The organism is Staphylococcus devriesei, from assembly GCF_002902625.1.
Lineage (GTDB): Bacteria > Bacillota > Bacilli > Staphylococcales > Staphylococcaceae > Staphylococcus > Staphylococcus devriesei.
The window spans coordinates 1-10,642 of sequence record NZ_PPRG01000016.1 but is presented as its reverse complement, the minus strand read 5'-3'; the positions used below and the strand labels follow the sequence as shown (position 1 = coordinate 10,642).

At 31.5% G+C, this 10,642-nt stretch carries 9 protein-coding genes and 1 pseudogene; 2 read left to right on the top strand and 8 right to left on the bottom strand.

Translation table 11 applies throughout. From position 1 onward, the window contains the following. Positions 1 to 498: 498 nt before the first annotated feature. From CD147_RS02690 to CD147_RS02660, 7 genes are all read right to left on the bottom strand, one after another. Positions 499 to 1,566, bottom strand: coding sequence for an Mrp/NBP35 family ATP-binding protein (locus CD147_RS02690; RefSeq protein ID WP_103165908.1), 1,068 nt, complete (start codon positions 1,564 to 1,566; stop codon positions 499 to 501). A gap of 184 nt (positions 1,567 to 1,750) precedes the next feature. Next, positions 1,751 to 3,181 (bottom strand): MDR family MFS transporter, encoded by a 1,431-nt coding sequence (locus CD147_RS02685; RefSeq protein WP_103165907.1) that lies wholly within the window; start codon positions 3,179 to 3,181, stop codon positions 1,751 to 1,753. 442 nt (positions 3,182 to 3,623) lie between these two features. Beyond that, positions 3,624 to 4,094 (bottom strand): SepA family multidrug efflux transporter, encoded by a 471-nt coding sequence (locus CD147_RS02680; RefSeq protein WP_103165906.1) that lies wholly within the window; start codon positions 4,092 to 4,094, stop codon positions 3,624 to 3,626. Positions 4,095 to 4,195: 101 nt separating this feature from the next. After that, positions 4,196 to 5,527, bottom strand: a complete 1,332-nt coding sequence (gene sdrM / locus CD147_RS02675) for a multidrug efflux MFS transporter SdrM (protein ID WP_103165905.1) — start codon at positions 5,525 to 5,527, stop codon at positions 4,196 to 4,198. 275 nt (positions 5,528 to 5,802) lie between these two features. Further along, entirely contained in the window at positions 5,803 to 6,492 is a 690-nt protein-coding gene (gene trhA / locus CD147_RS02670; RefSeq protein WP_103165904.1) for a PAQR family membrane homeostasis protein TrhA, read from the bottom strand. 17 nt (positions 6,493 to 6,509) lie between these two features. Then, positions 6,510 to 7,697: a UTP--glucose-1-phosphate uridylyltransferase gene (locus CD147_RS02665; protein WP_103165903.1), complete on the bottom strand. Its 1,188-nt coding sequence runs from the start codon at positions 7,695 to 7,697 to the stop codon at positions 6,510 to 6,512. 155 nt (positions 7,698 to 7,852) lie between these two features. Then, on the bottom strand, positions 7,853 to 8,371 hold the full coding sequence (locus CD147_RS02660) for a metal-dependent hydrolase (protein ID WP_103165902.1): 519 nt from the start codon (positions 8,369 to 8,371) through the stop codon (positions 7,853 to 7,855). Between the two features lie 172 nt (positions 8,372 to 8,543). Here CD147_RS02660 and CD147_RS02655 point away from each other — a divergent pair. Next, positions 8,544 to 8,804: pseudogene (locus CD147_RS02655) on the top strand (SunI/YnzG family protein). A 156-nt stretch (positions 8,805 to 8,960) separates the two neighbouring features. After that, a complete protein-coding gene (locus CD147_RS02650; RefSeq protein ID WP_103165901.1) occupies positions 8,961 to 9,275 on the top strand; it encodes a heme oxygenase in 315 nt (104 codons plus the stop codon). Positions 9,276 to 9,381: 106 nt separating this feature from the next. Here the strand turns inward: CD147_RS02650 and CD147_RS02645 are convergent. Further along, positions 9,382 to 10,642, bottom strand: a 1,261-nt coding sequence (locus CD147_RS02645; protein WP_169926895.1) for a YjiH family protein, incomplete at its 5' end; no start/stop codon positions are given.

Here is a 10,642-nt window from a genome sequence, read left to right as displayed (position 1 = left end):
AGGCACGCCGCCAGCGTTCATCCTGAGCCAGGATCAAACTCTCCATAAAAATTTATGATGTTTGATTAGCTCATAATACTAAATAACGTTTGTAACATTTAAGTTACTTATTGGAATTAACGTTGACATATTGTCATTCAGTTTTCAATGTTCATTGCTTTAAAAACAATCTCTATTAATATAACATTTATTATTAACCAAGTCAATATCAATTTCGATTACTTTTATAAGTTTAAGTCATCTAAAGTTGATTTGCAATAGTAATTTTTACACTATATTAACAAAGCTTTAAAAGAATTAATATTCTTTTTCGACGACTTTTATATCTTATCAACTTTCATTAAGTAAGTCAACAGATATTTTTAAATATTTTTTAAATCATATTTATTCAATTTGTCGCTCACAAAAAACAATTCTATCAGATACAAAATATATTGCAATAGAAAAAGCGCATGTATTTTAAATTTTACATGCGCTAATTTTTCACTTTTATATTCATTATTTTTTAATAGTAGAAGCGATTACTTTTTGTGCGATAGAAGTATAAATTTGTCCTAGTCGATCTTCTGGTTGATAAATAGATGGTGAGAAATCTTTAGGATTCCAGGTTGGTTGTTCTAACGGTAACTCTCCTAGTAGTTGTGTATTTAACTCATCAGCTAGTTTACGTCCTCCGCCTTTACCAAACACATACTCTTTATTACCAGTTTCTTTACTTTCAAAATAACTCATGTTTTCAATGACGCCTAAAATAGAGTGTTCTGTATGTTTCGCCATTGCGCCGGCACGAGCTGCTACAAATGCTGCAGTTGGATGTGGTGTAGTAACAATAATTTCTTTACTACTTGGTAACATTGAATGCACATCTAATGCTACATCTCCTGTACCAGGTGGTAAATCTAATAATAAATAATCTAACTGACCCCATTTAACTTCAACAAAGAAATTAGTCAACATCTTACCTAGCATTGGACCACGCCAAATTACAGGAGCATTTTCTTCCACAAAGAAGGCCATTGAAATGACTTTTACTCCATGACGTTCTACTGGAATGATTTCTTTCCCTTGAACACCAGGTTTCTCATCTATACCCATCATATCTGGAACACTAAATCCATATATATCGGCATCCACTAATCCTACTCTTTTCCCTTCACGTGCTAGAGCAACCGCTAAGTTAACAGCAACAGTTGATTTACCTACCCCACCTTTACCTGATGCGATGGCAATAAATTCCACTGGATTATCTTTCGAAAGTAACCCTTCAATTGTTTTAGGTTGTTCTTTCTTTTTACCAGTATATTGTTCAACCTTTTCAGCGGGCAGTTCTTCAAATCGAATTCCTACAGTATTAGCGCCATTTTCTTTTAAAGCCTTAACAATTGCCATTTGTAAATCCAATTGTGGTTGTCCGCCTAATTGAGCCATAGCTACTTTTACACTAACATGTTCAATTTCATCTTTAGTTGTTACCTCGATAATACCTTCTGTCTCTTTAAGAGGCACATCGATAATTGGATCTTTCAATTCTCCAACTATTTCTTTTACTTGATCTACCGTTAACAATGTAAATCCCCCTTAGTTCTTTTACATCTATTTTAACAAATATTTTATAGCTTGTGACTATCTCATTAAGTATATTATTTTCACATATATAAAAAAAGAAGTTAGCTCATCTATGAAAAGCTAACTTTTAAAGAAGAACAAGTCGGAAACTAAAATCTAATTTATTTTAAAGTCGATCCGCTTCTTACTGCTTTGAATAATGTCTTTCTTCTTTAATAAATAATGAGAAAATGAAACCGATAATTACAAAAACAGTAACTATTGCAAATGATAAATCAACACCAGCTGCAACACTTTGTCTTTGAAGTACACCGCTATTAGTACTAGCTGAAGAACTTGTCGTTAATAATTTAGCCCCTATACTCATAAAAGTAACCATTAAAGCGGTACCTAGAGAACCAGCCATAACACGTCCAAAGTTCATAATTGCTGTACCGTGAGAAATATCTTCATTTCTTAGTGCATTAATACCAGCTGTATTAATAGGCATCATTAATAATGAAACGGCGAACATTCTAATAGCATAGATTATAACTAGTAGCATGTATGAAGAGTCATATTTTAAGAAACATAAGAAAATAGTTGTAATAATTAAAATAGTAAAACCAGTAAGAATTAATAATCTAGGTCCGTATTTGTCATAAATCTTACCAGTATAAACCGACATTATTCCATTAAGGATGGCACCAGGCATTATCACCATTCCAGAGAGAAACGCAGATAAACCTAAACTATTTTGTACAAATAATGGAATTAATAATGCGGGACCGACCATTGACATCATAACAATCATAGATGTAATGGTACTAAAAGTGAAGATTTTACTTTTGAACACTCTTAAATTCAGTAATGGGTTGAGGATGTTTAACTGTCTTTTTACAAACACACCTACTATAACAATCCCAACTATAAATGAGATAATAATAATCGGATTTGTAAATCCTAAGTTACCTGCACTACTAAAGGCATATAAAATTATACCAAAGCCTAATGTCGAATATATTACGGATCTTTTATCTAATTGAGTATCTTTCGTTTCATTATAACTAGATAAGAAGATTGCCCCGAAGATATATCCAATTAATGCGATACCTACAATAATGATGAAAGGAACTCTCCAGCTTGTGTTATCAATAATTAGACCTGAAAATGTCGGCCCTATAGCTGGCGCGAACTGAATGACTAGTCCAGCCAACCCCATAGCAAAACCACGTTTTTCTTTTGAAAATAAAGTAAACAAGGTAAATTGCATTAATGGCATAATGATACCTGCCCCAATAGCTTGTATGACTCGTGCAAGCATTAATACCCCAAAGTTGGGAGCAATTGCAGCTACAACTGAACCAAGAAGGAAAATACCCATCGATATTAAATATAAAGGTTTCGTTTTAATTTTATCCATTAGATAAGCAGTTAAAGGAATCATAGTGCCGTTGACTAACATAAACCCAGTTACTAGCCATTGGGCAGTGCTTTCTGATGTTTTTAATTCCTTCATAATATGTGGCAGAGCAGTATTTAATAAAGTTTGATTTAATATTGCTATAAAAGCACTTAAAAGCATGACAGCAACGATTAAATTTCGTTTTTTAGTGGACACTTCTATATTCGACATAACTAATCTCCTTTAATTTTATTGAGCATGTACCTATTCAAACAAATTGTTGATAATGAAACAAGAGACCGACGCTATAACTCTCGGGAGGAATGACAGAAATCTAGGGAGCAGTGACAGAAATATAAGGAGCAGTAACAGAAATATAGGGAGCAGTAACAGAAATATAGGGAGCAGTAACAGAAATATAGGGAGCAGTGACAGAAATATAATGTAATTTCAAAGATTTCGTTGTCCTGCCCCAGCAAGGTTGACTAGATATGAAGAAAGCGAGCATCGAGCGCATCTTCATTTCAGACAACCACTGCTAAATTTCAAAGATTTCGTCGTCCTGCCTTAGCAAGGTTGACTAGATATGAAGAAAATGAGCCTCGAACGCATCTTCATTTTAGACTACTATAGCTAAAATAAAAATTAAGTCTTTAAACATTATTAATCTCACTTACCGTTTCTTCTCGTTTAAATTCTCACTGTCAGGATAAAAAATAATTTTGAATATATAGAGCAATCCAATAATTAAAGCAATGACCCAAAAATCAATCTTAATATAGACATAGTTAACATGAATAATAAAAAAGAACAGTAAAGTAGTTACTATATATGAAATTAAGTGATACGTTATCCCATTGAAATATGGATTGTTTGGTAATTGTTTTCTAAAATAGTCCATTAAATGCTCAATTGCAAATAAGATAAAATAACCAAATACAATATAACTACCATAGTAGATCAAATTATCTTGAAAATTTTTGTTATAGGTAAAGTAGCCTAATTTAAGAAATATTAAAATACGACTTAAACCAAAGAGACCAAATCCTAAAAACATTAAAAATATACATCCAGAAATTATGAATATAGTAAGGACAAGTAAAGTAGAAAAAATATTTTTAAATTTATTCTTAAAAAACTTCATATCAGGCCCTCCTATTTTCATTTTACACGCATATTCTATCATTAATGAGCGGTATTATAAATTTAAAAAGGACGAACTACATTTAGTTCATCCTCAAAAGCTTATTGTGCTTCACCTTTATATAAAGTAGACCACATTACTATTAATATAATAGTCACTATGATAACAGCTCCAAGTATATTATGAAAATTTCCATCAAATAGGCCAAAAGATAAAGCGTATAAATATCCCATAACAGTGGAACCTATAGAAGAACCTAAATTTTTGGTTAATGCATATAGAGACATCATTTTCTTCATATGTTTAGGGTTAGTTTCTTCCTGTACAATTACGCTGTCTTTAGTATAGATAAATCCAAAACTTAGACCGGCTAATATAACTGTTGCCCCAATAAGAATTGGCACTTTGAGACCAAACGTAATGATAATACTACTAATTAATAGTAGGGTAAAGGCTCCGATGTATAATGCTTTTCTAGAAAATTTATCTTCAACTTTAGCTAAATTAAAATTAAGCACAAGCCATGCTACAGATAGTGGGAAAATAACTAATCCACTTTCAAGAGGTGAAATATTTAAATGATCTTGTAAATAAATTGGTATATATAAGTTGTACCCCATTAAAGACATTGCAATCAATAAATCTGTAATAAATACTAATGAAACAGAACAATTAAATTCAGAAACCGGTAAGAAAGGTCGATCTTTTGTGCTTTCATATTTAAATAATATTATCGCTACTACTATTGCTACTATAAAAGCAACTACATTAAATGTAAGTATAGTTTTATTTAATAAACTAAACATCAATAATCCTATAAATAGATAAAATAATAGTAACCCCTTTGAGTCAAAGTGACTCGTTTGCACTTCCGCTTCTTCTGAAAAATGAAACGTAATAAAAGCTAATATAATTGCAATAATAGCAATTGGTATATTAATAAAGAATAACCAATGCCATGTTGCAAATTCTAGAATTGCTCCTCCTAATAAAGGTCCAATAATACTAGAAATCCCCCATACGCTACCTACTATTCCCATGATTTTATAGCGCAATGGTATCTCAAACGCAAGTTTAGGTACTATCTGAGTTAACGACATCATTACTCCAGCACCCATACCTTGTACTATCCTTGAAAATATTAACATCGCAAACGTTCCACTCATGCCGGATAATAAACTACCGATACCAAATAATAATAAGCCAGCCATTGCAATATATAGAATTTTAAATCTAGTTAATAACTCGCCTACAATAGGATTAGCTACCACTAGCGCTATAAAGTATACTGTAAAAACTAATGATATAGCTGTCCCGGCATTCAAATCTTTACGTATAGTAGGCATAGCTAAGGAAATAATAGAAGTTTCAATTGCTGCCATAAACATCGTTAAGACTAACGTCACTACAATTCCAATCGATTTTAAATTCATTAATCAATGACCTCCCTCCTGAATATTTAATTGAAAATATAATTTTAATTATTGAACTTTAATGTAAAACTTTGAAATAAAAATAGCAGCCCAGGACATTAAACAATGTTCAAGGCTGACTCATTTAAAAGTAGTTAATTAATTGAAAGGAAATATAAAACTAACGTAATTAAAAATTATTACTGTCTTTCCTAGTCAATCTTGCAAATTTTAGTAGGAACAATCATTAAGCTCAATAAAGATTTGATATTTCCACTCTACTTTTTAACTCTTTATTACATAAAGTATAAAATCCCTATTAAATGTAAAAGTGATGCTAATACTATAAAAATATGCCATATCATATGAAAATAGGGACGGTTTTTTTGTGCGTAAAACCATGCGCCAATAGTATAGGCAAGTCCTCCGAGTACGATAAATAACAAAAATAACCATGAGGTACGCATAAAAATAATTGGTAAAAATATTATACCTACCCATCCCATAACTAAATATACGATTAAGCTTAGTTTTTGATTAACTTTTACAGAAAGAGATTTATAAAGAACTCCCCATATCGTTGTGCCCCATAAAAGTATGAAGACAATCCAACCAATCCAACCACCAACTACAGTCAACATAACTGGTGTATAGGTTCCGGCAATTGCTACGTAAATCATACTATGATCAATAATTCTTAATATATACTTATGCGTGGTATTATTATTCATTGAATGATATACCGTAGATGATATAAACATCATGAAAATACTAATAATATAAATCGACACGCTTATTGAACTTAATGTTCCTTTATCTATATAACTGTGGACGGCTGCATAAGGTAAGATAAATAACGTCAGTAAGGCCGCCACCCCATGTGAGGTAGCGTTGCCTATTTCTTCACCAAAAGATAGTGGAATCATGTCTTTAAAAGATTCAATTACATTATCTTTTGAATTCTCAGGTTTAGGTGTTTTAGACATCTAAACTCCACCACCTTTTAAATTAAGTCTTTTCTTTTTAAATCTGCCGTGGCAGTTTCAACGCTATCTTTACCTTCCTTATTTTTTAATGGAGAAAATTCATCTTCACGAGATACTTGTAGCGTTACAAAGCTAGTTGCATATCTAAAAATATCAAAATAGAACAACTCAAATTTCAATGTAGGCTTTTCAACTACACCAAAATCCTCGTCTAATTGTTTTAATTTCTTAACTGCTAAGTGGTATGGCAATTCATTATCGACGGCTTGTTTAATAAATGCTAATTTGAACGCATGGATACCAATGTTGGCATTGTCAAATGTATTTGCCACTTCTTCATCAAGTTCAGAGTATTCTAGAACCGTATCTTTGCTATCTTTATTTACTAATCTGCCTACACTTTCTCCATGTTTAGGTTGAATAGATTTAGACGTCACATCTTTGTTATTCACTACCGTATAACCAGCAAATAAAGGATCTAATACTTTAACTAATACGTTATCAATATTATTTAAGAAGATGTACTTAACTCCATCTGTTTGCATTTTATCTAAATAGCCCGTTTTTTCTAGTGATTTAAATATACCACCATTACCATTCGGCGTTTCTAGAATATACCCTTGTTCACTAAGTACAAGTTGCCCTTTTTCACTTAAAGCTACTATATTATCTTGTTTGAAAAAGTGAACATTCTCAGGGTTATACCCGAAGTAATTATGTTCTTTGAAATAAGTAAGGGTAGCTTCGTGGTTAATATCACTTGTCATAATATACCAGTTAACGAGATGACCAGTTTCTTTTTTTAAATTGAGTAGTTGGCGCGCTTGTAATTCAAATAAACTTACTCCTTCAATTTCAAAAGAACCTTTAGGACCTTTATATCCTAAACGTGTACCTTGTCCACCTGCCATAAGTAGAACGGCAAACTCGCCATTTCTAATTGCTTCAATTCCTTTGTGTTCATATTTCTCAACTTCTTGCTCTGTCAATTCAGTACTACGAGCATACTTAACTTCAGTCACAGAAGAAACATCAGAAATTGTTTTACGATTCACATATAAATTTTGATATAAATCTTGTATAAATTCTAAATCTAGTGAATCGACTTTAGATTCTAACTGTTCTTTTTCATTACTACTCATAAGCTTTTCATATTCACTTAAATGTTCTTGATTATATTTCTTTAGTTTACTTTGGTCTAACATTTTAACTCTCCTTATAGTTAGTTTAATTCTTTCAACATGTTGAAAAATCGTCTAAATAACCTAATTTATAATTTGCAAATTAAATTTAAACAAATATCTTAATTCGATGTATTCATATGCTAACTATTTAATTGTTTTATTTATTCACATTCTACTTACCCTAAAAATGAATGACTAATATAATGTATTAAATCAATCAAAGCAGTTTGGAAAAATATGTATAGTGCTCCAATACTTAAAGCCGTAGCCAATGAAGCATCCACCATTCCGCCAGTTTTAAAAGTAAAAGGAAATTTAATTGTTAGAGGAATAGGATAAAGTAATTTTACTCCTCTTGGCGTTAACATATCTAGTATAACATGAGATGCCATTGCACCGATAATTGAAACTAAATAGTACGTAGGTGTTTGTATTAAATTAAGCAAGAAAATAATTAGTCCTAGAAATAAAAGTGAATGTGTGAAGGTTCGATGACCAAAGAAAAGATTGATTAATACGCTAAGCACCTTAAATTGTCTTCCAACTTTACTTCGAGTATGACAAATGTCAGGCAGTAAACTCGAGACTATTGCTAAGCAGATTACTGTAACAGTAGAAAATATATCAATATGAAAGTGTTCGGTTGTTAATGCACCTACTAATAAACCAGCAGATACGTGTGTTTTTCCTGTCATTTATCTTCTCCTTTATGTAGAATATATTAACACAAATCGAACAAAAACACGAACATATCTTCGGTATTAATAGTATGTCATAAATATTAAAAAAGTATCACACAAACTCTTGAAAACGATTACACAATGTTATATGATGTAAATATAACTTACTTAAAGGATGTGTTCTTTAATGGCAATGACAGTAAAAAAAGACAATAATGAAGTTAGAATTCAATGGAGAGTAGCAGATATTAAAATTCCTACTAAAGAAATTAAAAATATTTCTTAAGATCAAGACCTTCATGCAGTTCCAGACTTAGATTCTAAAAACATTTCTCGTATCGGTTCTACTTTTGGTAAAACAAATCGTGTAATTATTGATACTGATGACCATGAATACATTATTTATACTCATAATGACCAAAAAGTATATAACGAACTTACTAAATAATTTTTCTTAATTAATAACTTCGCAAAGTGGATAATTTAACTGCTAGCTAATCTCAAATTAGTTAGCAGTTATTTATTTACAACCGATAATATCTTTTAATTTTATTTTTTGGAAAAAGTAATTATGATAGTCATAAACGCTAAAGGAGGAATTGAGATGTTTGTAGTAACGAATAGAATTACCGTTAAAAAAGGATTTGCTGAAAAGATGGCTCCACGTTTTACTAAAGGTGGAAAAATTGAATCTTTAAAAGGATTTCATAAAATTGAAGTATGGCAAGTAGCTAATAATGACGAAAGTGAAGATATGTATGTCAATTCTTGGTGGGAAACTGAAGAAGATTTCAAAGCATGGACACAAAGTGATGCATTTAAAGAAGCTCATAAAAACAGAGGGTCTTCTGATTCTAAAGAATCTCCCGTCATTAAAAGTGAAATTGTTAAAGCCAATGTGTTATCTACATTAGGATAAAATGAGAAAATATATATGATTATAAAATTAAGAAAGCCTGATACATACTGTTGAATGCTCATGCACTCACATATACGAATCAGGCTTTTTAATATACTAAATTTTTCTACAACAATAGATGGGCCATAAGCGAAATTATTGGTAATGTAATCACTGTTCTAATGAGGAAAATCATAAATAATTTACCTATACTGACAGGGATTTTCGAACCTAAAATTACTCCCCCGACTTCTGACAAATAAATTAGTTGAGAAATACTTAACGCTCCAATTATAAAACGAGTTATATCACTATGTACATCAGCGATTAATATAGACGGCAAGAACATGTCTGCAAAACCTATCAATAATGTTTCAGAAGCTCTAGCCGCTTCAGGGATTTGAAGTAACTCAAGAATAGGTATAAATGGTTTACCTACTAGCTCAAACAATGGAGTGTAGTTAGCAATCATTGTTGCCAACGTCCCAATACTCATAACTACCGGAAGAATAACAAACCACATATCAACAATAGTCTTAAGTCCAGCTTTTAAAAACTCGATAAAGCCCGGAGCTTTATATCCTACTACCGTCGCCTCTTCAAGACCATATTTTAGCGCTGTTTTACCTTCAGGCAATTTTTCATGTCTTTTCTCCTCAGAAACTTCTTTTGTATATTCATCCGGGATACGATTTAATGGCCATATTCTAGGCATAATCATTGCTGCTATAAGACAAGAAATAATAACAGTTAAGTAAAATGCAAAAAATTTATTTTGCATACCAACTGTTTCAGCGATAACAATTGCGAATGTAATTGATACTACACTAAATGTGGTAGAAATGACCGTAGATTCACGTCTTGAATAGATACCACGATCATATTGACGACTAGTTATAAGTACACCAACTGTCCCATCACCAATAAATGAAGCTAAATTATCTACTGTAGAACGACCTGGTAATGTAAATAGCGGTCTCATAATTGGTCTGAAAAGTGGCCCGAGAAATTCTAATAAACCATATTCCATTAAGAAAGGTAAAAATAATGCTGCAAATAAAAACACAGCTACTAACGTGGGTAATAAATCATTAAATACCAATCCACCAGTATCTTCCGAATAAATAACCTTTGTTCCTAGTTTAAAGTAAGTCATCCATGCAAATGCAACGGCTAATAGTCTCAGCGTTAACCAAATAGGACCTACTTTGAATGCACTATCAAGTATTCCTTCCGGCTTAATTTTATTCTTTAAAAATATAGAACAGACGACTGTGAATATAGCTGATAAAGTAATAATAAATATAATAATAATTGGCATAAAATCGCCAAGTACTCCCTTTAACCAACTTGCTAAAAAGGCTACTGGTAATGTAGTTTGTTTTTGA